Annotated in this window: 26 protein-coding genes; 2 read left to right on the top strand and 24 right to left on the bottom strand. The window is 44.9% G+C overall.

The features are described 5' to 3' along the window. Positions 1-25: 25 nt before the first annotated feature. The 23 genes from EC604_RS12410 to EC604_RS12300 all read right to left on the bottom strand — a co-directional run bounded on the left by EC604_RS12410 (position 26) and on the right by EC604_RS12300 (position 22,590). Positions 26-484 (bottom strand): flagellar basal body-associated FliL family protein, encoded by a 459-nt coding sequence (locus EC604_RS12410; RefSeq protein WP_123064456.1) that lies wholly within the window; start codon positions 482-484, stop codon positions 26-28. Then, positions 484-705, bottom strand: coding sequence for a flagellar FlbD family protein (locus EC604_RS12405; protein ID WP_123064455.1), 222 nt, complete (start codon positions 703-705; stop codon positions 484-486). Before EC604_RS12405 ends, EC604_RS12410 begins: the two co-directional genes overlap by 1 nt. Before the next feature lie 66 nt (positions 706-771). Continuing rightward, the gene (gene flgG, locus EC604_RS12400) at positions 772-1,590 is read right to left on the bottom strand and encodes a flagellar basal body rod protein FlgG (protein WP_123064454.1); all 819 of its coding nucleotides are present in this window, start codon (positions 1,588-1,590) and stop codon (positions 772-774) included. Between the two features lie 81 nt (positions 1,591-1,671). After that, positions 1,672-2,055 carry a TIGR02530 family flagellar biosynthesis protein gene (locus EC604_RS12395; RefSeq protein ID WP_123064453.1) on the bottom strand — a complete coding sequence of 128 codons (384 nt, stop codon included), beginning with the start codon at positions 2,053-2,055 and terminating at the stop codon, positions 1,672-1,674. Next, positions 2,052-2,609 carry a flagellar hook capping FlgD N-terminal domain-containing protein gene (locus tag EC604_RS12390; RefSeq protein ID WP_123064452.1) on the bottom strand — a complete coding sequence of 186 codons (558 nt, stop codon included), beginning with the start codon at positions 2,607-2,609 and terminating at the stop codon, positions 2,052-2,054. The genes EC604_RS12395 and EC604_RS12390 overlap by 4 nt, the downstream gene beginning before the upstream one ends. Positions 2,610-2,628: 19 nt before the next feature. Next, the gene (locus tag EC604_RS12385; RefSeq protein ID WP_123064451.1) at positions 2,629-4,092 is read right to left on the bottom strand and encodes a flagellar hook-length control protein FliK; all 1,464 of its coding nucleotides are present in this window, start codon (positions 4,090-4,092) and stop codon (positions 2,629-2,631) included. Between the two features lie 37 nt (positions 4,093-4,129). After that, positions 4,130-5,068 (bottom strand): MotE family protein, encoded by a 939-nt coding sequence (locus tag EC604_RS12380; RefSeq protein WP_123064450.1) that lies wholly within the window; start codon positions 5,066-5,068, stop codon positions 4,130-4,132. Between the two features lie 43 nt (positions 5,069-5,111). Continuing rightward, a complete protein-coding gene (fliJ, locus tag EC604_RS12375; protein ID WP_123064449.1) occupies positions 5,112-5,561 on the bottom strand; it encodes a flagellar export protein FliJ in 450 nt (149 codons plus the stop codon). Between the two features lie 10 nt (positions 5,562-5,571). Next, positions 5,572-6,891 carry a flagellar protein export ATPase FliI gene (fliI, locus tag EC604_RS12370; RefSeq protein ID WP_123064448.1) on the bottom strand — a complete coding sequence of 440 codons (1,320 nt, stop codon included), beginning with the start codon at positions 6,889-6,891 and terminating at the stop codon, positions 5,572-5,574. Beyond that, on the bottom strand, positions 6,878-7,735 hold the full coding sequence (locus EC604_RS12365) for a FliH/SctL family protein (RefSeq protein WP_123064447.1): 858 nt from the start codon (positions 7,733-7,735) through the stop codon (positions 6,878-6,880). The genes fliI and EC604_RS12365 overlap by 14 nt, the downstream gene beginning before the upstream one ends. Continuing rightward, positions 7,728-8,744, bottom strand: a complete 1,017-nt coding sequence (gene fliG, locus EC604_RS12360) for a flagellar motor switch protein FliG (protein WP_123064446.1) — start codon at positions 8,742-8,744, stop codon at positions 7,728-7,730. Before fliG ends, EC604_RS12365 begins: the two co-directional genes overlap by 8 nt. Positions 8,745-8,755: 11 nt before the next feature. Further along, on the bottom strand, positions 8,756-10,342 hold the full coding sequence (gene fliF / locus EC604_RS12355; protein WP_123064533.1) for a flagellar basal-body MS-ring/collar protein FliF: 1,587 nt from the start codon (positions 10,340-10,342) through the stop codon (positions 8,756-8,758). A gap of 131 nt (positions 10,343-10,473) precedes the next feature. After that, positions 10,474-10,788, bottom strand: a complete 315-nt coding sequence (fliE, locus tag EC604_RS12350; protein WP_123064445.1) for a flagellar hook-basal body complex protein FliE — start codon at positions 10,786-10,788, stop codon at positions 10,474-10,476. 55 nt (positions 10,789-10,843) lie between these two features. After that, a complete protein-coding gene (gene flgC / locus EC604_RS12345) occupies positions 10,844-11,296 on the bottom strand; it encodes a flagellar basal body rod protein FlgC (protein ID WP_123064444.1) in 453 nt (150 codons plus the stop codon). 5 nt (positions 11,297-11,301) lie between these two features. Further along, the gene (gene flgB, locus EC604_RS12340) at positions 11,302-11,709 is read right to left on the bottom strand and encodes a flagellar basal body rod protein FlgB (protein ID WP_123064443.1); all 408 of its coding nucleotides are present in this window, start codon (positions 11,707-11,709) and stop codon (positions 11,302-11,304) included. Between the two features lie 1,004 nt (positions 11,710-12,713). Next, a complete protein-coding gene (gene hslU / locus EC604_RS12335; RefSeq protein WP_123064442.1) occupies positions 12,714-14,120 on the bottom strand; it encodes an ATP-dependent protease ATPase subunit HslU in 1,407 nt (468 codons plus the stop codon). Between the two features lie 115 nt (positions 14,121-14,235). Continuing rightward, the gene (gene hslV, locus EC604_RS12330) at positions 14,236-14,778 is read right to left on the bottom strand and encodes an ATP-dependent protease subunit HslV (RefSeq protein WP_090923879.1); all 543 of its coding nucleotides are present in this window, start codon (positions 14,776-14,778) and stop codon (positions 14,236-14,238) included. A 24-nt stretch (positions 14,779-14,802) separates the two neighbouring features. After that, complete coding sequence (trmFO, locus tag EC604_RS12325) at positions 14,803-16,146, bottom strand: FADH(2)-oxidizing methylenetetrahydrofolate--tRNA-(uracil(54)-C(5))-methyltransferase TrmFO (RefSeq protein WP_430538769.1); 1,344 nt, start codon at positions 16,144-16,146, stop codon at positions 14,803-14,805. Positions 16,147-16,163: 17 nt separating this feature from the next. Then, positions 16,164-18,263, bottom strand: coding sequence for a type I DNA topoisomerase (gene topA / locus EC604_RS12320; RefSeq protein ID WP_123064440.1), 2,100 nt, complete (start codon positions 18,261-18,263; stop codon positions 16,164-16,166). A 93-nt stretch (positions 18,264-18,356) separates the two neighbouring features. Beyond that, a complete protein-coding gene (dprA, locus tag EC604_RS12315; protein ID WP_123064439.1) occupies positions 18,357-19,487 on the bottom strand; it encodes a DNA-processing protein DprA in 1,131 nt (376 codons plus the stop codon). A 244-nt stretch (positions 19,488-19,731) separates the two neighbouring features. Then, entirely contained in the window at positions 19,732-20,661 is a 930-nt protein-coding gene (gene sucD / locus EC604_RS12310) for a succinate--CoA ligase subunit alpha (RefSeq protein WP_090923883.1), read from the bottom strand. Positions 20,662-20,724: 63 nt separating this feature from the next. Next, entirely contained in the window at positions 20,725-21,885 is a 1,161-nt protein-coding gene (gene sucC / locus EC604_RS12305) for an ADP-forming succinate--CoA ligase subunit beta (protein ID WP_123064438.1), read from the bottom strand. A 249-nt stretch (positions 21,886-22,134) separates the two neighbouring features. Further along, the gene (locus EC604_RS12300; RefSeq protein ID WP_123064437.1) at positions 22,135-22,590 is read right to left on the bottom strand and encodes a MarR family winged helix-turn-helix transcriptional regulator; all 456 of its coding nucleotides are present in this window, start codon (positions 22,588-22,590) and stop codon (positions 22,135-22,137) included. Positions 22,591-23,000: 410 nt separating this feature from the next. On the opposite strand from EC604_RS12300, the gene EC604_RS12295 reads away from it, so the two are divergent. Continuing rightward, entirely contained in the window at positions 23,001-24,611 is a 1,611-nt protein-coding gene (locus EC604_RS12295) for a YifB family Mg chelatase-like AAA ATPase (RefSeq protein ID WP_123064436.1), read from the top strand. A gap of 106 nt (positions 24,612-24,717) precedes the next feature. After that, positions 24,718-25,380, top strand: coding sequence for a hypothetical protein (locus EC604_RS12290; protein WP_151458073.1), 663 nt, complete (start codon positions 24,718-24,720; stop codon positions 25,378-25,380). A gap of 107 nt (positions 25,381-25,487) precedes the next feature. Here the strand turns inward: EC604_RS12290 and EC604_RS12285 are convergent, their stop codons facing one another. Further along, the gene (locus EC604_RS12285) at positions 25,488-26,039 is read right to left on the bottom strand and encodes a nitroreductase family protein (RefSeq protein WP_123064434.1); all 552 of its coding nucleotides are present in this window, start codon (positions 26,037-26,039) and stop codon (positions 25,488-25,490) included. Positions 26,040-26,235 lie beyond the last annotated feature (196 nt).

Raw genomic sequence — 26,235 nt, 5'->3', positions numbered from 1 at the left:
ACAGATCTACAGCTTGTTCTATTCATTACATTGGTGCTATAACAATGTCTGAAACGTTAGTGCTTTTCAAGTTCGGCTCAGGCAATGCTTCATTAATCAGCGCCGTCAGTCTCTCATTGAATTGTTTCATACCTTTGGCCGAACTCAGTGCCTCAGCCTTGGTGTCCGCAAGCGCCTCAATAATGATTGGCTTAACCGTGATACTTTTAATTTTTTCAAAGTCTTCTTTAGCTTTCTTATCCGATAACTTGAAAGAGAAACTAACCATAATAATACGATCTCCATCAGCCAAATTGGTCTTAATCTGTCCAAGCTCGGATGAAACCTCTACAATTTCATCTGCAGTCAGTTTTTTTTCTTCAGCAGCTGCCGCTGTATGTGTATTGTCGCTCTTGCCTTGACCTTGCATAAATACAAAAACTACGACCACAATGAGTGTGATTGCAAGCAATGCTGTTGCAATCCAGGGCATCATCTTTTTCATCAGGACTCCTCCGTTTGCTGCACTTTAATCGTGGCTGCCTGAACTCCAATTTCACGGTTGTATTCTTTGATTTTGGTAATCACTTCATCGGCCTTTTCAAGCACGATTAATCTTTTTCCCGTTACCAGAGTAATATACGTGTCCGGCGTCTCTTCCACGATCTCGACCATCAGCGCATTTAACCACATGGGAGAACCATTTAACCGCGTAACTGAAATCATGCCAAGCCCCCTCAATCATAGTGGAGGAGCAAGCTCCCCCACCATTTCAAAATCACTAATCAGTTATTAACGTTTCAGGTTAACGACCTCTTGAAGCACTTCGTCTGATGTTGTAATGATCCGGGAGTTCGCTTGGAAACCACGTTGTGCCACGATCATCTCGGTAAATTCATTCGTCAAATCAACATTTGACATTTCGAGCTGACCGGCAATGATAGCCCCCGTACCGTCTTCTGCACTATTTGCTGTCACCGGAGCAAGCGCACCATCCGGATTGGCATTCGCCGTCATGCGGTACAAGTTGCCGCCAATTTTCTCAAGACCTGAAGGGTTAACAACTTTACCAATCCCAAGCTGTGCTCCGGCTTGAGTCGTTCCATCAGCCATCGTTTGATTGATAAACCCATCCTGCCCAATGGTGAAGGATACAACATCATCCGGGATTGTGATGTTCGCACCGCCATTATCCATGACGAACAATCCGTCAGAAGTTACCAGGTTACGAGCAGCATCAACGTGGAAATCACCCGCACGAGTCAAATAAGGTACTTCTTGCGCATCGCTCAAACGCACCAAGAAAAATCCATCTCCATTGATTCGAAGGTCGGTTGGATTATTGGTAGTCATCGGGCTTCCTGCCAAGTGCATTGTGTCAATTGATCCTACGGAAACACCTAGACCTATTTGCTGTGCATTGACACCACCCGAAGGTGTATCCGTTGGAGCCGTTACCCCTTTAGTCGTTTGGCTCATAATGTCTTTGAACATCACTCGGCTTCCTTTAAATCCAACCGTGTTTACATTCGCGATATTATTACCAATGACATCGAGTTTGGTTTGAAAACCCCTCATCCCGGAAACGCCTGAGTACATCGATTTCAACATTTTACAAAATCCTCCCAGCCTTATATTGGTTGCCGCGTCAGTCGGTCAGCGGCATTCCGGCTCCCGAGAAGGGCCAGCCGGCTAAGAAATAATTACAGCACTATCGATTTGAGTAAAGACATTATCTTTCATACTTGCGCTATCCATTGCTGTAACGACAGTACGATTTTTGACATTCACGATAAAGGCCATATCCTGCATCAAAATGAGAGACTCTTTTGCTCCCTTGGCAGCAGCCTTATCCAGTGCAGAACCAATTTTCTTCATTTGCTCGGTTTTCAACTCGATGCCACGCTGTTCTAATCGTTTAGCTGCATGGTTGCTGAGTTTTAACAGGTTGTCTTCCAGTACTTGAGCAAAAGGTTTAGTTGGTGTGCTAGATGTGTCCCCCGTTTGGGGTTTGCGAAGCAAATTTGGAGTAACGGGGCCAGTATATAACTGTCCAACGGTTATGCGATCACTCATATGTTTTGCTCTCGATCTTCGGATTCACTCTTCCCGACATTTACATCAGACGGGTCACTACCATTAGAATTTGAAGTATCACTTTGAACATTCTGGACAGACGACTTCGTTTCTTCGGCTTGTTTGGCACGGTTCACCTGGATAATTTCATCCAGTTTAATTTCGTCATTACCTACCTTTGCATACTGAACCCCGTCTCGCACAATGATAGAATCTACAATACCCTGGCGAAGCGTACCATTGTCTGTTTTATCAGAAGAAAGCCAACTAATCTCCATGCCAATCATGCCCGATACCGCTCCAAGTGACTGATTCAACGTTTTGAGCTGCGTAGAAATGTTGACCAGTTGCTCCACCGAGCTAAATTGCGCCATTTGTGCGATAAACTCTTTATCTTCCATCGGCTGCATCGGATCTTGGTTCTGCAACTGTGTAATCAAAATTTTCAGAAATTGATCCTTACCAAGTTCTTTCGTTGAAGCACTTGTTGTAGCCCTATTCGCAGCAGCGTAATTAGGCCACGTATTATTTGTAGAAACAATTTCATTTGCCATATATTCACCTCATCCCTGTTTAAGCCTCTGCAGTAAATGAATCTCTCAGAATTTCGTTGCCTTCCACTTGCTCGCTACGCCAGTTGCGCAACTCTTCCTGCAGTCCCGCAGATGTCACAGCTTCATCGGTATGCTCCCCACGCTCACGGGAACGTCTTTGTTGCTGAGATTGATTCCCTTGTTGACGTCCGCCATCCTGATACATTTCGGATCCGAGCGAACTGTTCTGAGTGACCTCAAGCCGTTCCACCTGAATGCCCTGAGACTGTAACGAGGAACGTAATTGCATCATCTGTTGTTCAAGCATGTCCTTCGCCATGACATGTTCAGTCATGAACCTGGCAACCAATTGTCCGTTTTGTAATGTAATCTGTACATCCAATTTCCCCAAATGCTCAGGGCGGAGTGAGATTGTGGCTTCAGAAAATCCTTTTTGATTCACGATATCCAGCTTGCTCACCACAAATTGCGTCATTTCCTTAGCAAAATTCGTTGCTTGCATGACAGGCTCAGCAGGTTTGCTCACGGCTGTACCTGAGCTTCGCAAGGATAACTCCCCAGCTGTTACAATGTTCGAATGATGGATTACAGATTCCGCATCGGTAACGGGTGCTGAATCAGCTTTAACCGTTACTGTTGTTGCTTTAGATTCTGTTTGCACTCCTGCAGATGCAGTGATCTGAGTTGCTTTTGCATCTGTTTTGTGTACAGTAGTCGGAGCAACATTAAGAGATTGAACAGATGCATCCTTTATTGCTGAGAATGTATCCAGTATCGATTTGAGTTCAGACCAACCTTTTTTGCCATCCGTTTCGACTCCGGCTTCCTTCAACTGGCTTTGCAACTGCTGAAGCAACTGTTGGAATTCCGGAGCTTGCTTGACTACATTACTATCTTGTTTAAGAACTTGTGTTGACAATTGTGTTAGCACATCCTGTAATACAAAGCGGACTGCAGCCGGATGCTGAGACAGATCGACAGCAGATACAGATTCGGTAGCTTGATCTAAATTAGAACCGACTTCGCTTGACGAAGCTTGCTGATTTCCGTCCGAATCTTTACTTAATAATGCGTACAATTGCTGGATCAACGATTGAAGACCTGCAAGCATGGACGGATCATTTTCCAACGCTTTATCTAACGTATCCAGATCACCAAATAGTTTTTCGAGTTTTCCCATTAAATCTGACGAATCAGTATCAACGAATAGTGAACTTAACGCATCCGTTACAGATGTATTCTTTTCTTCATTTTCTGAGGCAAAAGTAAACATCAGCGGAGCAGACGTCTTTGTTGTTGATGCACCATTTGTCCCATCAGTACCTTCACCAGTTCCGCTTCCCCCAGCCAATGACTGTGCCAGTGTCTGCAAGAACTCAGCTCCAGTTCCCGTAACGGAACCTTTGGCCTGCGCTGTGGATGACTGTGATGAGCCAGATGTTTTGGAAGAAGCTGCAGCGTTCATTTGATATACGAGTGACATTTTTTCACCTCCCCTCCATGCGTTAAGGATAGAGTTGCTACTTATTGCCCATTAGCCGATTTAACACTTTGGCTGTCTCAACCGAATCTTCTTTTGACATGTTTTCCAACAGTTGAGATCGAGTTGCATCATTGACTGAATTGAGTATGGTCAGTGTTTTATCCGGGCTTATTTTATAAGTTTCGAGCAAGAGTTTGGCTCCACTTGACGCAGACATCGAAGCAAAGGTCTGGCTCAACTGATTTTTATCCAAGTTCTTACTGTTGGTTGCTGTTGTCGTGGTCGCTGCTGCTGTTTCCTTCTTCAATCGGGACTGCAGGGCATCCAAAGCAAGATCGCCTGAAGGCTTTGCATCCTTCATCAGCATGGTCACATCCGCTGCTGTCTTCGGGTCCATCTTTTCCAGCACCTTCGTCCGGGCAGTCGACTGCATCGCACTTAACATAAGCACCATTTCTTCATTCGTCATATTTTGCAAAATCGGCGCAGCTTTACTTGGACTCATGTCAGCATACATCTTAGCCAGACTTTTAATCTGCTTTTGATAATCACTTTCGGTTTCCGGTTCAGCAGTTGCAGCTGTTTCAGCAGCCTTATTCGCGTCATTCAGTTTCTTTTGCAGATCAGCCGTTTTCTGCGTCTCCGCAGTAGCCGCGTCTTTGGCCGCTTTGAGTTCTGCTTCTTTCGCAGTGACCTGGGATTTCAGCTTTTCAATCGTTGCTTCCGCACTCTCAACCTGCTTTTCGCTCTTTTCCAACTTTTCCTTCTCAGGATCAAGCACCGGATCAGGCACCCAATTTTTGACTACAGGAATTTTTTTGGCAAGTTCGAGCGCGTTATTCCGAATATCTACATTAAATAGAGTAAGCAGTACACCTAAGAGCACAACCGTAAATACAATCGGGATCGAAATCATGAGAAACTTTTCCCATCCACTCCCGGACTCTTTTTCGATATCAGTGTCTTTTACAGCCACCGTTCATTCCTCCTTCACGAGACAACTTCGCATCCGGCTCACATCAGTTCGCGCGGGCTTTGGCGGCGAAGCGTACAGTAGCCATCTCGTCCAGATCGTTCTGTTCCCGGAGGAGCATCTCCTGCTGAAATCTGCCTTTAGCCTTATCTCTCGCTCCAAGCCACACTTTTTCATCAATCACTTTACCATTCAGAAAGCTCTGATTCCGCTGCACATTGACCTGAGCGTGCTCGACATCACTGTTCTTACGCGATATGCATTCGTCAAGGTGATATGCATATCGCTGCATTTCCTGCAAGCTAGATACGGAAGCACAATTTTCAGTTGCTGCTTGAATAATGTTCATCAGATTATTTCGATCATTAATCAATTGCAACAAGTGCTCTTCTTCCGTCTGAAGTTTGCCGATCGCTGTGGATAACATCCATTCAGCCTGTGTCTTCTCATTGCTTTTCAGGTCAACAACCTTCTGGAAATGATATCGAAATTTCATCGTTTACCCTTCATCTCCTTGCGAATTCAAGAATCAAACGCTCCTGTACTTCACTCAACGTTACCTTTTCATCAACTTTCTGCTTCGTAAAATTCCAGATATGATCAATCTGATCCATTGCTTCATCTATGGCGGCATTTGATCCCCTTTGATAGGCACCGATGTTGATCAGATCTTCGGACTCCTTGTATACAGCCATCAGACGTTTCATATTGTTAACCGCATCAATCTGCTCTTCAGGAGCGATGTCCTTCATGACACGGCTAATGCTTGCAAGCACATCAATCGCTGGAAAATGGCCTTTATTCGCTATCGCACGGTTCAACACGATGTGACCGTCCAATATCCCTCGGACTGCGTCTGCAATCGGTTCGTTCATGTCGTCCCCATCGACTAGCACGGTATAGAAGGCCGTTATCGACCCTGTCGGCCCTGTCCCTGCACGTTCTAACAGTTTCGGTAGACTTGCAAAAACGGAAGGAGTGTAACCTCTCATTGCCGGCGGTTCTCCTACAGCCAAGCCGACTTCCCTCTGCGCCATTGCGTAACGGGTTACCGAATCCATCATTAACATCACGTTCATACCGCGATCTCTGAAATACTCCGCAATCGTCGTTGCTATGACAGCTCCCTTGATTCGAATCAGAGCAGGCTGATCTGACGTTGCTACGATCACGACTGACCGTTCCAAGCCTTCCGGACCAAGATCCCTTTCAATAAAGTCACGAACCTCACGTCCACGCTCACCCACCAGTGCAATCACATTCACATCTGCAGCGGTATTCCTAGCGATCATCCCCATCAATGTACTTTTTCCGACACCTGAACCTGCAAATATACCCACACGCTGTCCTTTTCCTACAGTGAGCAAACCGTCGATTGCTCTAACGCCCACACTCATCGTTTCAAGCACACGCGGTCTATCCATCGGGTTAACAGGGGTATTGGAAGTGGAATACATCGGCATTCGAGACGGCAACAATGAACCGTCAAGCGGCTGTCCGAGTCCATCCAGCACTTTACCAAGCAATTCAGATCCTACTTGTACACCTAAGGGTTTACCGGTTCCGACCACGTCACAGCCCGGACCAATGGATTGAAGTTCCCCCAGTGGCATAAGCAACACCTTGTTATCCCGGAACCCTACAACTTCAGCCTGCAACGGCTTGGCAGATTTACCAGGATAGATGTAACATACGTCGCCAATGCTGGCATCCGGTCCTTCTGATTCCACCATAAGTCCAATGACCTGGGTTACTTTTCCATTTATACGCACAGGATCGAATTGCCGCAGATGCTCCATATAACGCTGTGAACTAAGAACCTTCATGTTGATTTCTTCGCTCCTCATCCTCAAGTGCTATGCGGATCAGTTCTTTTTTAATCTCGGCAAGCTGTGTATCGATTCTTGCATCAACACTTCCAAATGAAGAACGAATAACACAGCCCTTATCTTTAACCGTAGCATCAGGCAAAATCTGTAACTCTGCCTGCGAATCAATGGAAAGAGCCAGTTCCTCCCTAGCTGCTTGTACAAAAGAAAATTGATCAGGCGCCACGCAGAGCGTGATCTGCCCCTGCTCTCTTTTTCTGGACAAACTCTGACGTATCAGTTCAATCGTTTGTTCGGGCTCTACCGTAAGCTGTTTATCTATCACTTTCTCCGCAATGCCACATGCAAGTTCAACAAGAAACGGCTCAGCTTCCTGAATAATCTGTTCTTTGGCTACGTACGCTTCCTGAAGCACGGCTTGTGCTTCTTTCATCATCTCTTCGATCTTCACTTGGAGATCCCGTTCAGCTTGTGCTCGTCCCTCTTCAAACCCTTGCTGAAAGCCTTGAGCGCGGAGAGCTTCAGTCAGATGTTCATCCTGCTCTCGTTGCTCCTGCCACCAGCGATCAATCTGTTCCTGGGCTTCCTGAAGCATTCGCTCCGCCTCTTCTGAAGCATCACGCACCTGCTTTTCCGCAAACTCCTTGGCATCTTCCAGCATCTCAGCAGTGAGACGTTCCGTTTCTTCATCGACTCGTGCCTGAAGCACTTCCGATTCAGAACCTGCCGCACCGTCCTCATCCAATCCAGTCTCTTCTTCACTGCCGTAATGGTGATGATTTTCGAGCCTTTTATGGTCTTCGACCGGTACATACTGGAAAGATTTAATCAAATTAGACAATGATATCATCTCCTCCACCACGTGCGATAATGATCTCACCGGCTTCTTCCAGTCTGCGGATCGTACCTACGATACGTGTCTGAGCTTCCTCCACATCACGAAGCCGCACAGGGCCCATGAATTCCATCTCTTCCTTGAATGTTTCGGACATCCGTTTCGACATATTACGGAATACGGCTTCACGCACTTCTTCGCTTGCCACTTTAAGTGCAAGCTGCAGATCGGCATTGTCGATATCCCGAATAATACGTTGAATGGAGCGATCGTCCACATTGACAATATCTTCGAAAACAAACATCCGTTTTTTGATCTCTTCTGCAAGTTCCGGATCCTGAATCTCAAGGGAGTCCAAAATCGTACGTTCCGTCCCCCGATCGACACCATTCAAAATCTGAACGATGGATTCGATACCGCCTGCATTTGTATAATCCTGCGTCACTGTAGAAGACAACTTCTGTTCCAGCACACGTTCCACCTGTGAAATAACTTCTGGTGATGTGCTGTCCATCACAGCTACTCTGCGAGCAACATCTGCTTGTTTCTCCTGAGGGAGCGAGGACAAAATGGCCGCTGCTTGCTCAAATTGCAGATAAGACAGTACAAGTGCAATCGTTTGTGGACTTTCATTCTGAATAAAGTTCAGAATCTGATTCGGATCAGCTTTGCGTGCGAAGTCAAACGGTCTAACTTGCAACGTAGCTGTCAAACGATTAATAACTTCAAGCGCTTTGGTGGAACCAAGTGCTTTCTCCAATATTTCTTTCGCATAGGTAATACCGCCCTGAGAGATATACTCCTGTGCCAAACAAATCTGATGGAACTCGGACATAATCATGTCTTTCTCGGATGCGTCAACCTTGCGCACGTTGGCAATTTCCAACGTAAGTTGCTCAATCTCTTCATCTCGGAGATGTTTAAAGATCTGAGCAGACACTTCCGGACCTAATGTAATTAACAATATTGCTGCTTTTTGTCTGCCAGTTAATCCGGCATTGCCTGCTTTTGCCAATGCGTTCACCTCTATTCGTCAGCCAGCCACGTACGCAGCAGATTGACGAATTCGTCCGGCTTTTTCTTGGCCAAACTCTCCAATTGTTTGCGCACCTGACTTTCGTTCGTCACACTGTCCAGTGTTATGGACGGGAACTCTGTTGCTACTGGAAGCGGGATTTCTTCCTCTTCTAGAATCTCATTTTGTTTACGACGACGACGTACTAACAAGATCACTACCGCAGCGATCAAGACCGCAATAAGTGCTCCGCCACCCCACATCATCGCTGGTGTTAACTGGAAGCCCGTATTTGCATCTGCAGCTGTTGCAAAGCCCTGTGACATGACGGATACTTTTTTTGTCAGGTCTGCGTCAGTTATCGTTGTGCCTGAGTCTGCCAATGACGCTCGAACGATATTAACTAGAATATTTTCGATCGCATCTCGAACAGGCTGTTGCAATTCGGTTTGCCCTGCGGGTGGTTCAACCGCCACGTTGATGGTTAAATCTTTTACAGTATATGGGCTTGAAATGATATCTTTGGCAATTCGATTCACTTCATAATTGATCGTACTTGATGATTCTTCCGAATTCGCATTGCTATTGGAATCAGAAGAAGGATACCCAGGCACATCCTGTTGGCCGGTTCCTGCTACACCACCTGTCGGAGTTGCTCCACCGGTGTAACTCTTCTGAATTTGCTGCACACTGATCTCGATCCCTTTCATGTTCTCTTGATCAACAGGTGTAACGAGATTTTCTTTACTTGTCACTTTATCGAAGTTCAGTTTGGAGGCCACCAGAACGTTGACCTTATCCTCACCTACAATTTGAGAGAGGAATTGCTTCACGTTATTTCGTACGTCGCTCTCAAACTTTTTCTGTAATGCCATATTCTCCTGCACTTCAGATGACAAGCCACCACTGCCACCGCGAGCGGTTGGAACGAGTTCAGCCTCATCCGTGTTCGTGATGGTGATGTTCTCGATGGGCAAGTTCGGAACAGCTGTTTTAACCAAATTAAAGTATCCATCTACAGCTGCCTGGTTCGGGTGATACCCCGGTTTAAACTGCAACGCTACGGAAGCCGAAGCTTTGTCCTGTTCTTCCAAGCCTGCAAAGATATTATCTTTTGGCATGTTAACAAGGACTTTGGCATCCTGAATCCCCTGCATGCGCTGGAGCAGCTTTTCAACTTCTCCATTTAACGCATTATTGTATTTCACATCAAACTCTTTATCTGTCATGCCGATTGGTGATGATGAGCTTTCAAACGCTTTATAACCAAGGGAACCATTCTGAATAATGCCTTGGGATCCGATATTCACTTTCGTTAGCGCTACATCTGTACTAGGTACAGAAATACTTTTTCCGTCCGCGCTAAGTTTATATGGGATATTAGAGGAGTTCAGATAATTGATTACACCAGCTGAATCACTTGCATTTAAATCTGTGAACGCCACTTCATATTCTGTCTTGGATAACTGCATCGTGAGAACCACTGCTGCCAAAATCAGAAATAGGAAGGTTGAAATAAATAATGTTTTCTGCTTTTTGCTAAAGCTATTCCAGTACTGTGAAGCCTTGTCCCTGTACTGGGCAATTCTCTCATTCACTCTGTCACCCCATCCGAAACTTTGCTTAGTCTGTCCTGACAAAAGCCTGAGCGTTCTCCTAGCTTTGTTCAGGAGCAGCATCGCAGCTGCTTGTCGTAATGATCAGCGCTACTGTTTGCGCAAATGAAATCTTATAGTTGCGTGCGCATAACCTCTTGATATGCCTCAACCACTTTGTTACGTACCTGAGTGGTAAGTTGCAGACTAAGCAGGGCTTGTTCCGAAGCAATCAACACCTGATCAACATTCGCTTTACCTACCAAAAATTGATTTGACATTTCATGGGCCTGAGTTTCCTGTGCGGCGACAGAACCCAGTGCATTTTGTAAGTATGTACCGAAGCTCTGAATGCTTTCGGCTGGTGTAGAAGGTTTATTTTCAGTTGCCACACTCTTCATCTGCAACGGCTGAACTCCCTGAGTGTTAAACATATTGTTCTGAATCATGAATGTCCCTCCCTTTTATCTCTTCTTTTTAGATCGTTGTCGAAGAATGCAACAGTTAACCTTTTCCAATTTCTAACGCTTTAGAAATCATCGCTTTGGTTGAATTCAGTGCGGTCACGTTAGCCTCATAAGAACGTGAAGCCGAGATCATATCGACCATTTCTTTTGCAATATCCACATTAGGCATGAACACGTAACCTTCTGCGTTTGCATCTGGATGAGTCGGGTCATAGACCGGCTTGAATGGTGACTGATCTTCCCGAATCTCGGTTACTCTGACACCATCACTTGAACCTCCGCCACGCATCTGGTTTTGCAACATCGTGCTGAAGGATGTTTTATTCGGTTCAAGTACTACCATTTTGCGCTTATAGGGAACTGCGACCCCATTCGACATGCTCGCGCGCGTGGTTTCTGCATTTGCAATATTGGAAGAAATAACGTCCATACGCAAACGTTGAGCTGTAAGAGCCGAGGCACTGATTCCGAAACTGTTGCTAATGTTCAACGTGGTTATCTCCCTTCTACGCCTACTCGCATCATTTTAATTTGTTCGTTTACTTGCTGGATATAAGCGTTGTAACGCAATTGATTATCCGCCAGAAGGCTCATCTCTCGATCAATGTCCACATTATTTTGGTTATTATTCATGGAAGTGGACTGGTCCATATTAACTACTGGTGTCGGTACTGAAGAGGAAGGACCTATGACAAAATGCCTTGGATCCGTTACTTTTCCTTTAAGAACAGGTAAACCGCCGCTCATCTGATCCTGTAACATTTCTTCGAAAGAAACGTCTGATCGCTTGAAATACGGGGTATCGGCGTTCGCTACGTTATCAGATATCGTTCGTTGTCTCATGTTCGACGCATCGAGCGCACCTTGTAATCTTTTAAAGCTGATATCGTTTAAAAGATTCACAATATCCCTCCTCTCATTAGTATATATGGAAAAAGATTGAATCTTTTTGCGCGAAACTGCTGTTGTTTTTTCGACAAAAACATTCGTGTTTACACGGTTTTCTAGGACTTAAGTAGAATTAACTCTGATGTTGTCGTATAACATAAGTTTCTTCGAGTTTGGGATATATTACAATAAGAAAAAAGCCCTATCTTTTCTTAAAGAGAGGGCTTTTTGTGTATTTTCTGCAAAATATGATTTTTTTCGTAAATATTCAGTCCCAAATCAAAAATGTGTTAACAATCTTGAGGCATCGCCTTAAACATTCTTAAAATAAAACTCATTATTCCCGCCTGCATTTCAGTCTGAACACATCTAAATGTACCTTTCCACATCAGAATTTCTGTTTGTTAAGTTTAGTATATTTTACCGCCATATTAGGGTTTTAAGCTTATAGTACATTGTATTTTTATGAAGTCGACTCTATTTTATTTCACATTTTATGTATAGGAACTCATTCCATCTATCATTTCTGACGCAACACTTTCTTAACAATTGTATAGGTCACTACTATTTTATATTTCGAAAATAATTGTTGCCTTCTCTGTTTTCCACAAAACGACGTTTTGCGCATTTGCGCAAACTTTTCCAGCTTATTCGCTTAGCAACAGATAACATTTAAATAATTAAAATTCTTTTAATGGAAATTCATGGTTGCTTAAAAATGGGAATACCAACTAACCCGCTACCCTTTATACTGATATAAATGCGGCCCAAGTCCTAGTTTCTAACATAAATTGTCGCCACCTCTCTTTTATCGGTCTAATCATCAGAAAAGGTTAGATCATAATAAAAATAAGGGTACGTACTCAAAAACACGACACCTAACACAGCATGATCTGCACAAAAGGCACAGAGCATATGAAAGAATGTCTACTGTTTTTGATACATACCCCAAGTTTTACTCCATACAACCATCATATCATGTGGTAATACAAGCTATATTTATTCCTCTTTGCTCTTACTTAAAGGATGTACTGACTTAAATCTCGATCGGTCGCAATATCATGTAATTTTTCACGCACATACTCTGGTGTAATCACCATACGTTCCAACGTAAGCTCAGGAGCCTCGAAGGACAAGTCTTCTAGAAGTTTTTCCAATATGGTGTGCAGACGGCGAGCTCCAATGTTTTCTGTGTTTTGGTTAACAGCTTCCGCGAGCTTGGCAATCTCCCGTATTGCCTCTTCCGAGAACTCAATCTCAATATTCTCTGTGCGCAACAAATCGACATATTGCTTCGTTAGCGCATTTTGAGGTTCCGTTAGAATGGAGACAAACTCCTCCAGAGTAAGACTGTTCAACTCTACACGAATCGGGAAGCGCCCCTGAAGCTCTGGAATCAGATCCGAAGGTTTAGCCACATGGAATGCACCAGCCGCCATAAACAGAATATAATCCGTTTTGACGGGCCCATACTTGGTCATGACCGTTGATCCTTCGACAATGGGTAGAATGTCACGCTGAACTCCCTCACGAGACACATCTGGCCCACTTCCACGACCTTGACTGGCTACTTTATCAATCTCATCGATGAAAATAATGCCTGTCTGCTCTGCACGTCTTATGGACTCCTGAGTCACATCATCCATATCAATTAATTTGCTCGCTTCTTCTTGAATAAGCACTTTACGCGCTTCCTTAATCGCCAATTTACGTTTCTTCGTACGACGCGGCAACAAACTGCCAAACATCTCCTGCATGTTCATGCCCATCTGATCATTACCCTGGCCAGCAAACATATCCATCATGTTCGGCGTATTGTCCTCTACATCAATCTCAATGATGTCATCTTCCAATTTACCAGACAACAGATCAAACTTGATTTTACGACGACGTTCGGCTACACCTGCATCAGGTTCAGGTTCATCCTGATCCTGCGCTGCATTTCCATTCCCGTTGTTTCCAAAGATCATTTCAAACGGATTACGCTGGTTTTTAGACTTAGACTGAGAAGGAGCCAAAATATGTACAATGCGCTCGTTAGCAGCTTCTTCCGCTTTATCCTTCACTTTTTCAGTTCGCTCAAGCTTGACCATACGCAAGGAGGTTTCAATCAAATCCCGAACCATGGATTCCACATCACGGCCGACATATCCCACTTCGGTAAACTTGGTTGCTTCGACTTTGACAAAAGGTGCCCCTACCAGCTTTGCAAGACGACGCGCAATTTCCGTTTTACCGACACCTGTAGGTCCAATCATCAGTATATTTTTAGGTACAATATCATCCTGTGTATTTTCTGGCAAAAGACTGCGTCGATAGCGATTACGAAGCGCTACGGCCACTGATTTCTTCGCCTGTTTTTGACCTACGATATATTTATCCAATTCCGCAACAATCTGTCTTGGCGTTAAAGCTTGAGAATTCATATGCTTCCCTCCTACGAGTATGTTGACGTCAACTCAGCCACAAGAGCAAAGAATCTCCTTAACGTAAACCGGAGCAGATGCAGCATCTTGTCCTGTACGGGAGATTTCTTTGTTCCTACAATTCTTCGACGATAATATTACTATTCGTGTATACACACAACTCGGAAGCCACCTGAAGCGACTCACGCGCGATATCTTTTGCTTCCATCTGTCCAGCATGGCGTTTCAGCGCCCGCGCAGCGGACAAAGCAAAATTACCGCCTGAACCGATTGCAATGATATCATCGTCCGGCTCGATAATCTCGCCACCGCCTGAAATAAGAAGCATTCCTGTTTTGTCCATCACGATCAGCAAAGCTTCGAGCTTCCGCAGAATGCGATCCTGCCGCCAGTCCTTCGCAAGTTCAACAGCAGCCCGTTGCAGATTGCCATGGTGCTCTTCCAGTTTACCTTCGAATTTTTCAAACAGTGTAATTGCATCGGCTACAGAACCGGCAAACCCAGCAACAACCTGTCCACGATATAAACGTCTTACTTTTTTGGCTGTATTCTTCATTACAACGCTCTGGCCCATAGTTACCTGACCATCGCCCGCAATCGCTGCCTTGCCATTATGACGGACAGCACAGATCGTTGTCGCATGAAATGACATATCCATGATATCAGCTCCCCCACGAATAATTTATACGCGTTCTGGAACGGTTAGACCTTCTGAAGCAGCAAACTTGGCGATGCCATCCAGGGCACGGTTTGCAAGTGCTTCATTTTTTTCTTTTTTGTTACGAATTTTCGTTTCCAATTTTGGCAACAAACCGAAGTTAGCATTCATTGGCTGGAAGTGTTTGAAATCCGCTGTTGTAATATATTGAGCCATACTGCCTAGTGTCGTTTCTACCGGCAATACAACAAGTTCTTGTCCTAATGCTGCTTTAGCTGCATTCATGCCGGCAATGAGACCCGATGCGGCAGATTCAACATATCCTTCTACCCCTGTCATCTGACCAGCAAAGAACAAATTAGGACGCTCTTTGAATTGGTACGTTGGACGAAGCAGCTTCGGTGAGTTAATAAATGTATTCCGGTGCATGACACCGTAACGCACAAACTCAGCATTTTCAAGACCTGGAATCAGTGAGAAGACACGTTTTTGTTCTCCCCATTTCAAATGCGTTTGGAAGCCCACCAGATTATACAACGTTCCCGCTGCATTGTCCTGTCTAAGTTGTACTACAGCATGAGGCAATTCACCTGTATGCGGGTTAACCAAGCCTACCGGCTTCATAGGTCCAAACAATGCTGTTTGTTTGCCCCGTTTCATCATGACTTCAATCGGCATGCAGCCTTCGAAATAGATTTCCTTTTCGAACTCTTTTAACTGAGCAACCTCTGCGGTAATAAGAGCTTCATAAAAGATATCAAACTCTTCTTCTGTCATGGGACAGTTGAGATAAGCCGCTTCTCCTTTATCATAACGAGAGGCAAGGTATACCTTGTTCATATCAATGGAATCTTTTTCAATAATCGGAGCAGCAGCATCATAAAAATAGAAGTATTCCTCACCCATTAATGCTTTAATCTGCTCGGACAACGCCGGCGAAGTCAGTGGTCCAGTCGCAACAACAACTATCCCGTCCTCTGGTAACGAAGTTAGTTCTTCGTTCACCACTTCAATCAGCGGATGTTGATGCAATGTCGATGTAATCTCACCCGAGAAGCCATCCCGGTCAACAGCCAAAGCTCCTCCTGCCGGAACAGCATGTCGATCAGCTGCCCCGAGTACGAGCGAATTCAACATTCTCATCTCTTCTTTTAGAACGCCAACAGCATTCGCCAGTCCATTGGCACGCAGAGAGTTACTGCATACGAGTTCTGCAAATTTATCCGTATGATGAGCCGGTGTTTTGACAACCGGTCTCATCTCATATAACTTCACACGCACACCGCGACTGGCAATCTGCCACGCCGCTTCTGATCCAGCCAGTCCCGCTCCAATTACCGTTACTTGTTGTTCACTTGTCAAAATCATTTACCCCCATCATTATGCTAATCCGTTGATTCATCTTCCGGTTCTTCCACCGGCTCCTGATGATCACATGAAGTACACTGCAATCTTGTTCCTTTTTTGTTTCGCTTCTCGATCATTAACGATCCACAGCTCGGACAAGGTTTAGCGGAAGGTTTATCCCAAGATACAAAATCACATTCCGGATATTTGTCACAGCCATAAAAAATACGTCCTTTTTTACTGCGGCGTTCCACCACATGCCCTTCCTTACACTTCGGACAAGTTACACCGATGTCTTTAATAATCGGTTTCGTATTGCGGCAGTCAGGGAACCCTGAGCATGCGAGGAACTTTCCGAAACGACCCAGTTTATACACGAGCGGCTTGCCACATTTCTCACAGATCTCATCCGACACCTCGTCTTCGATCTCGATCTCTTTCATTTCTTCCTCAGCAAACTCCAGCCGTTTTTCGAAAGATTCATAGAATTCAGCCAGCACTTTAACCCAATCTTCAGAGCCTTCCTCTACATGGTCGAGATCACCTTCCATATTAGCGGTAAACTCTACATTCAGGATTTCCGGGAAAAATTCTTCCATCTGCTCAATGACCAGCTCTCCCAGCTCTGTCGGCATAAACTTCTTCTCTTCGATCGCAACATATCCGCGTTTCTGTATGGTCTCCAGTGTCGGCGCATATGTACTCGGTCTACCTATGCCGAGCTCTTCCAAGGTTTTAACCAACCGTGCTTCGGTATAACGTGGCGGCGGCTGCGTAAAGTGCTGTTTAGGCTCAATCTCCTGCTTCTCCAGCACATCTCCACTCTTGAGCGGAGGCAACAAACGGTCTTCCTCGGTTGTACCATCGTCGTTTCCTTCTACATACACTTTCATGAAACCCTGAAAGCGCACCTTGGAACCCGCCGCACGGAAGATTGTATCTCCCGCAGCGATATCAACCGAAAGTGTATCCAGAATAGCCGAAGACATCTGACTGGCTACAAAACGTTCCCAAATCAACTTATATAAGCGGAACTGATCACGACTCATGAACGATTTAATCGAATCTGGATCACGCAAAATGGAAGTCGGACGAATCGCTTCGTGGGCGTCCTGAGCGTTTGAAGCCTTTTTCGAATAGTTACGCGGGCTCTCTGGTGCAAATGTCTCGCCATACTTTCCAACGATATATTCTTTGGCTTCTTCCTGCGCAGAAGAAGCAATACGCGTCGAGTCTGTACGCATATACGTAATGAGACCGACTGTGCCTTCTTTTCCAAGGTCTACACCTTCATAAAGCTGTTGCGCAACCGACATCGTCTTGGAAGCCCTGAAATTAAGTTTACGTGCCGCTTCCTGCTGTAGTGAACTTGTTGTAAAGGGTGCCGAAGGATTTCGAGTTCTCTCTTTCTCCTTCACTTCCTTGATCGTAAAGTCAGCTCCTTCGATCTGTTTCAAAATCGCCTGTACTTCAGCCTCACTGCCAAGCTCTGTTTTCGTGCCGTTCAACTTATGAAACTTTGCCTCAAACGGATTGCCATCTGCACTCAGTTTGGCTGTAATGCTCCAGTACTCTTCCGGTTCAAATTCGTCAATTTCATTTTCACGATCCAAAATAATTTTGACGGCAACAGACTGAACTCGTCCTGCTGATAATCCTTTTTTTACTTTCTTCCATAATAGTGGACTGATTTTGTACCCAACGAGCCGATCCAAAATGCGCCTAGCTTGCTGTGCATTGACCAAATCCATATTTATTTTACGCGGCGTTTTGAATGCGTCCTTAACCGCTTGTTTGGTGATTTCATTAAATACAACTCGGCAATCCGCCGTGTCATCCAGTTCAAGTGCATGTGCCAAATGCCAGGCAATGGCTTCACCCTCACGATCGGGGTCGGCCGCGAGATACACTTTTTTCACCTTCTTGCGTGCATCCTTAAGTTCCTTCAATACTGAACCTTTGCCGCGGATCGTAATATATTTCGGATTAAAATCATTCTCTACCTCAACGCCGATCTGACTCTTTGGCAAATCGCGCACATGTCCCATCGAAGCTTTCACGATGAACTTGCTACCTAAATATTTGCCGATCGTCTTCGCCTTTGAGGGCGACTCCACGATTACGAGTGCATCCGCCATAGGTTCATCCTCCTCTCAGTCATGAAACTGTTCATGTACTTCACTTCATACTTCGTATTATATACTCCACATACTGCACAGGTTGCAGCATCGTCATACCCTAGCATATTTGGTTCCTGGTAATTGGCTAATCTGCTTTTTTATGATTAAAGATAACAGAACTGAATGTAAATGTCCAAAATCCCAACCTAATTGCTCAATAAGTTGATCCAAAGATTGCTCTTCCTGCTCAAGTAAAACGATAATACGTTGTTCGTCTGTAGAAAGCTCCACCGCCGGAAACAAACCTTGCTCTTCAGAGCTCGCGTTTTCTGCCGAACGTCCTCTATTGTAAGGAAGTTGTTCTGCATTTTGCAAGTCCGAATGATACTCTTCCAATAAATCAGCCGCACAAGTGACCAATTTGGCCCCCTGACGAATTAAGTTATGTGCCCCACGACTCTTCGGCGAGGTTATCGGCCCTGGAACCGCAAAAACATCCCTGCCTGCCTCCAGTGCGGCATCAGCAGTAATCAGTGAGCCACTTCGTATATCAGCCTCTACAACGAGCGTTCCCAATGTTAATCCTGCGATAATCCGGTTTCGCTCGGGAAAAAGCCCCTGACGAGCTCTAGTTCCCAGAGGGTATTCTGACAAAAGCAGACCTGTTTCCGCAATTTGTTCTGCAAGGCTCGTATTTTCCGGTGGGTAAACCATATCTACCCCTGTGCCAAAAACAGCAATAGTTTTACCATTTGCTCGCAATACAGCTTCATGACACACACGATCTATGCCCCTGGCAAGTCCACTTACAATGGTTAATCCCGCATCAGACAATTGCTCCGCGAGCTTTTCACCAACCTTACGTCCGTAAACGGTTGGCATCCTTGTTCCTACCATGGCAATTGAAGGTTGATGTAATAACCGAGTGTCTCCTCGAGCGTACATCACCCAAGGCGGCTGTGCGGTTTCCTTCATTAATATAGGATAATTTGAATCCAGATAAGTAATAACCTCGATCCCGCGATGATAAACCTGCTCTCTTCTACTCTCAATCCAGCCAGTATCAAACTCTCTAGCCAAACGAGTCGCCTGATCTTTTTTCAGTCCAGCTTCAATCCAGTCTCCTTCCTCAAAATAAAGCAGTTCCTGCAACGAATGCTGGCCTGTTATCAATTTTGCAATACTTTTCTTCCCGATGCCTTCCATTTCATAGAGCCCAAACAAAATCCAACGTTCTTCCATGTTTCTGCCTCCCGTAAAGAAGAGAAAAACTCCCCTCATATTGTGTGATAAGCAACGATAAATTGCAAGCGCTTGCGCCAATTGCACTTTAAGGCTCGTCTACATTTCTAAAAAAAAACGCAAAAAAAGCAACCCTTCGCCCTATTTAAAGGACAAAAGGTTGCTTACCTTTACCGTTTCCTGAATAAACGACTCCAGAAATGAGTCATTTCCGAGCTGTTTCTTCTATTATAACGGGATCAGATTAATGTGTCGTGCACAAATTCAAAATACCGCGTTCTTCGAGCACACTTACCAAAGTGGAACCCATTTCGGCTGGTGTTGGAGCAACTTTAATACCGCATGATTCCAGCTTTGCAATTTTCTCTTTGGCTGTACCCTTACCACCGGAGATAATCGCACCTGCATGACCCATACGTTTGCCTGGAGGCGCTGTAACACCACCGATGAATCCTACCACCGGCTTAGTCATGTTAGCCGCTACCCATTCTGCTGCATCCTCTTCCGCAGTACCACCAATCTCACCAATCATGATGACAGCGTGTGTCTGTGGATCTTCATTGAAACGTTTCAAGATATCGATGAACTCGGAGCCTTTAACTGGGTCTCCTCCGATACCTACTGCAGAAGATTGACCAATACCACGAGTTGTAAGCTGATGAACAGCCTCGTACGTCAGTGTTCCACTGCGTGAAACGACACCAACATGTCCTGGCATATGAATGTATCCTGGCATAATGCCGATCTTACACTCGCCCGGTGTGATAACACCTGGACAGTTAGGACCAATCAATACTGTATTTTTTCCATCCATGAAACGGTCTACTTTGACCATATCCAACACCGGAATACCTTCAGTAATACAGATGACCAAATCCAGTTCTGCGTCAACGGCTTCCATAATGGAATCTGCTGCAAATGCAGGAGGAACATAGATGACGCTCGCTGTTGCGCCAGTAGCCTCCTTCGCTTCCTGCACCGTGTTGAATACCGGCAAGCTGACTACTGAACCGTCTTCCAGCGTGATGTCAACATTGGTTCCGCCTTTACCTGGCGTAACACCGCCTACCATTTGGGTTCCGTAGTCCAATGCGCCCTTCGTGTGGAACATTCCCGTTGAACCCGTAATGCCTTGCGTAATGACTTTTGTATTTTTATCGATCAAAATACTCACGTTGCTTCACATCCTTACGGTTATTTTTCAATTCCCGGACAGCTCCGGTACGAAGGAATGAACTTATTTTACGAGGGCAACAATTTTCTGTGCACCATCGGCCATAGAATCAGCAGGAACGATATTCAATCCGGATTCACCCAGAATGCGTTTGCCAAGTTCCACGTTAGTTCCTTCAAGACGAACAACCAGCGGTTTAGTCAGGCCAAGCTGCTTCGCGGCTTCAACAACACCATTGGCAATGACATCACAACGCATGATACCACCGAAGATGTTAACAAAGATTCCAGCTACTTTGGCATCAGACAAAATAATCTTGAATGCTTCTGTAACTTTCTCCGTGGTAGCACCGCCCCCAACATCAAGGAAGTTGGCCGGGTCGCCGCCATAATATTTGATGATGTCCATCGTAGCCATCGCAAGCCCCGCACCATTAACCATACAGCCGATGTTGCCGTCAAGCGCTATGTAGCTGAGGTCATATTTGGAAGCTTCGATTTCTTTTTCATCTTCCTCATCCAGGTCACGAAGTTCTTGAATATCTTTGTGACGGAAGAGAGCGTTGGAGTCAAAGTTCAGCTTTGCATCCAGCGCGATAACGTTTCCATCTCCGGTAACAACCAGCGGGTTGATTTCGGCAATGGAGCAATCTTTTTCGACAAATGCCTTGTACAACGCAAGCATAAACTTAACAGCTTTATTCACGAGTTCATTCGGAATTTTGATGCTGTAAGCCAGCTTGCGAGCTTGGAACACTTGCAATCCGATTGCAGGGTCAACAACCTCTTTGAAAATTTTCTCAGGTGTAGCTTCAGCGACTTCCTCGATCTCTGTTCCGCCTTCTTCGGAAGCCATCATGACTACACGTCCTGTAGCACGATCGACAACAACACCCACATAATACTCTTTGCGGATATCGCATCCTTCTTCAATCAAAAGACGTTTTACTTCTTTACCTTCTGGTCCTGTCTGATGGGTTACTAATACTTTGCCCAAAATTTCGGATGCATAGGCACGAACTTCCTCTAAGCTCTTTGCCACTTTCACGCCGCCAGCTTTACCCCGGCCTCCTGCGTGAATCTGCGCTTTAACTACAGTCACCGGACTGCCCAGTGCCTCTGCGGCCGCAACCGCTTCATCGACTGTATAAGCAACCTTTCCATTTGGAACGGTAACTCCATACTGTTTCAGTACTTCTTTTCCTTGATATTCATGGATATTCATTCTCGAATCCTCCTATCAACATGACTGCAACAAGGCGGGTTGGTAGACGAACAAAAGACATATGTTGACTATTTTCACTTAAACCCAATTCATTGTAACATGTTTTTAAAACGCTTTCCTTAAAAAAGTAATGGTTAATAGACAGTATTTTGATATGGATATGATCCCTTTTTGTGAATGCTTGGATATATATGGAAAAAACCTCAACCGAGTAGGCTAAGGTTTTTCATCACTTAGAGGCTTTTATTATTATTTTTTTGCGGTGTTCATATTTGTTTCATGAACTTTCTCAAGTAAGCCCTTAAACTGTCCCAGCAACATTTCAAACTCTGTGCTGTTCAAGCAAGCATCTCCCTGAATGGCTTCAGGTATGGATAATGCTTTATTCTTAAGCTCACGTCCTGCATCGGTTAGTGTAATCATCACTTTACGTTCGTCTTGTGCAGAGCGCTCACGATGGATGAAACCAGCTGATTGCAAACGTTTGAGAAGAGGCGTCAGCGTACCTGAGTCGAGGTATAGGGCCTCGCCAATCTCCTTCACCGTACATTCCTGCCGCTCCCATAATACCATTAAAACCAGATATTGAGAGTACGTTACACCAAGCACCTCCAAATAGGGCTGGTACAATTTTGTGATTTCACGTGAACAAGCGTATATGGCGAAGCATAATTGATTATCCAGCTTTAAACGGTCTGTCTGCATGTTGTCTATCTCACCTGCCTAATGTACTTTAAATTGCAACTCTTGGGTTAATCATGCTGCTTCACCTTTATTTATGGCGAATTGAGTTTCCCTATTACTATCTTATCACAAAATAGATTAAAAAAAGAATAATTGAGCACAAATTATTTTACTTTCTTATTTAATCATGTTAAATTAAGTTGTATAAAATATAATTACAGGTGATCAAAAGGGACGGATAACCCACTTATGCCAGGGAGGATCATTAGAACAATTCAGGATTCAGACAAACTCATTGCATAACCATTCACACCGGGTTGACGCTCTGATTCCTTTTATATAAAATGCTAGTAGAAGCTGAGGAAGCACCTTAATTCGAGACCGGCTCGCCCTGCGCGGAGCCAACTATTCGAGTGAGGTGTTTCCTTGTTATGTACGGAAAGTTGTATAGCTCATGTCTGTATGGAATTGACGGGGTATTAATTGAAGTTGAAACGGATTTATCTAATGGTTTACCTCTGACTTCAATTATCGGACTACCGGATTCGGCCGTCAGAGAGGCGGTAGAACGCGTTCGGGCGGCGATTAAAAACTGTGGGTATCAGTATCCTTTGCAACGCATTACGATTAATCTGGCCCCAGCTGATCTGCGTAAGGAAGGCTCCTCCTTTGATCTTGCTATTGCCATTGCTTTACTTACGACCAGCAGTCAGCTTATTCTTCCCCCACAGGAACGCACTTTAGTTCTCGGGGAACTGGCACTGGATGGTTCAATCCGGCCTGTACCCGGTATGTTGTCCATGGTTGATCTAGCCAAAAGGCAAGGCTTTACTTCGGTTCTGCTTCCTTATGAGAACGTGGAGGAGGCACGTTTGATTCGTGGAATCGGGATCTATGGGCTTCGGCATCTGAAGGACCTCGCTCCTGAACATCCCCCTACATCCCAAGGATTAAATGGCAACACATCAGGGGGAACAATGAGTGCGGGACCAATCATATTACAAGACTACAGTCACCTCTATATCTCTGGACTGTCCAGTGAACGGTTAAGTGAGGGTAGAAAAATGTTTTCTTCTCCACACGAAGACTACAGTGACGTACTCGGACAACATCATGTCAAGCGTGCACTAATGATTGCCGCTGCGGGCATGCATAATATCATGTTAGTTGGTCCACCCGGTACAGGCAAAACGATGTTGATTAAACGACTACCGACGATTTTACCCCCTTTATCGGAAGAAGAAGCGCTTGAAGTAACGAAAGTGTTAAGTGCTGCAGGGCATCTAAAAGAAGCTCCCCAAGGGCTGATCGCTGACAGACCTTTTCGCTCACCTCATCATACGATATCTACCTCAGGCTTGATTGGGGGTGGCGGCATTCCAAAGCCAGGCGAGGTCAGTCTCGCTCATCGCGGAATTTTGTTTCTGGATGAACTACCAGAGTTCCAGCGTCAGGTTCTTGAAGTACTAAGACAGCCGCTAGAAGATCAGACGGTTACAATCAGTAGGGCAAGGGCTGCGTTCACTTTTCCCGCTCAATTCATGCTGGCCTGTTCGATGAACCCCTGCCCCTGCGGATATTTATCCGCTCAGGCGGAGGAGCAGCGTTGTATCTGCAGCCCGGCTCGCGTAGCAGCATACAGGGCAAAAATTTCGGGCCCACTGCTCGATCGTATCGATCTCCAAGTTGAGGTCCCCCCACCAGGAGATTGGCGTATGGCTGGTACTTCTCCTTCATCTGCCGAGATGCAGGCCAAAGTGATGGAAGCCCATTCCATTCAGGCCAAACGGTACACGAACCGTTCAGTGCGCTGGAACAGTCAGCTCTCTGGCACATTTTTACGGAAAACAATCCGTCTACCTCGTGAAGCAGAGCAGTTATTGGATCAAACGATACAGACGCTGAACCTGAGCATGCGTGCCCATGACCGAATTATGAAAATGGCACAAACCATTGCTGATCTGGATCATGAAGGTGAGATTGTGACAGCCCATGTGGCGGAAGCCATACAATATCGGCAGTTAGACTTGAGTTTGTTTTAATACTATATTCCGTTCTTATATAAGCCGTATATGCACTCTCCTTACATGTTAATGAGGAGTACATATACGGCGTGGATGGCAACACAAGCACACATTCAAAAGTGAGATGGCAGGGAAAGGCGATCATAATTTAAATGAATGTTTCTTTTCATACAGAGAGCTTATCGGAGGGGATATCGTGGGATCATCCAATAGTGAAGCTTTGACCGAACAGTTAATAGACCACATAGAAGGGTTGCCCTTTATAACCCAAATAGATGTAATCGGCAGTCGTGTTGAACAAACCTCAGACGATTACTCAGATGTAGATATATTGCTATCAATTAAAGATATTACTCCAGACATCGCATTGTACGAAGTAACCGAAAGTGTAAAAGCAAAGTTCCAACCGGCTTGGTATGACTATGCAAACAGCCTGATGCCCGATAAATTTTTGATATCCACATTTATTGGAGGAGATAACCCTTTTACATTTTATGATATCGGTATTCTAAATACCGACAGGAATTTGGTCTATGACAAAACACAGTTTGAAAATGATCATTGGATCCATCTGATGAAACTATGGGTGATGAATTATAAATACATGATGCGTGATGCGCAACAGTTTGAAAATCGATTTGCAGCAATGATGGAAAAAGCGAACATCTCACATTATTCTGATTATAGGGAAGGTTTTTATCAATTATTGTTAAAGCTAAAAGACAAGAAAACGATTAAGAGGGAATATTTAAGCATGCTTGAGGAGCTATTATTACGAAACAGCTGATCCGTTTGATTGCCTGGGAATTTAGGCGTTGTCTACTCTGCAGCTTGTCACCAATCTCTATCGCAAATTAAAAAGACCACATGTATGTGGTCTCGAATGGAGTTCTTTTATTCAAACAACGTTAGCTTCTCTTTGGCAGGTGTACGCTCTTTCGCGGATGGAATGACATCGGGGTATCCCATATAGATCATACCAATAATCTTTTCTCCTGCCTTGATACCTAGTGGCTTCCGAAATTTAGGTGCATATAAAAATGGTTTGGTCACCCAAAACGTGCCTATATTTTCGCTCCATGCTGCGAGCATAAAGTTCTGAACCATGGCGCTGACTGCGGCGAAATCTTCATCCCAAATCGCTTGTCTCGGGTCTTCCTCCAGCACAACAAGCAAAATGGCAGGCACCTGCTGCACACTCGCCGAAAACTTGTTGTCCTCACCCATCTCGGCTTCGATGGCCTCTGCGAGCTTTTTGCGTCCTTTGCCATTAAACAACACAAATCTCCACGGCTCACGCAATTTATGGTTAGGTGCCCAAACGGCTGTATCCAGCAAATCGATGATTTGCTCCGTTGGAACAGGATCTTTCTTGAATTTTTTGACGGTGCGGCGATTCTCGATCGCATGGCGGACTTCGTTGATTGTCTTCGTCGTTTTACTCATGGGTCATGCCTCCCTCTCCAAATGGTACACACCAGGTTGCAATTTTCATTATACACCTCTCTGTTGACCAGATTCAAAGGACGGCAGATAAGAAAAACTTAACGGTCTCTTCGTTTGTGCAGTTAAATACGAATCAAATGAAAAAAGATGAACTTTAGACGTTACACTTGTCTAAAAGCTCATCCTTTTTTTTATC

It is taken from the genome of Paenibacillus amylolyticus, from assembly GCF_003719335.1.
GTDB lineage: Bacteria > Bacillota > Bacilli > Paenibacillales > Paenibacillaceae > Paenibacillus > Paenibacillus amylolyticus_D.
The sequence above is the reverse complement of the archived record's forward strand: the minus strand, read 5'-3'. Positions and strand labels throughout refer to the sequence as shown.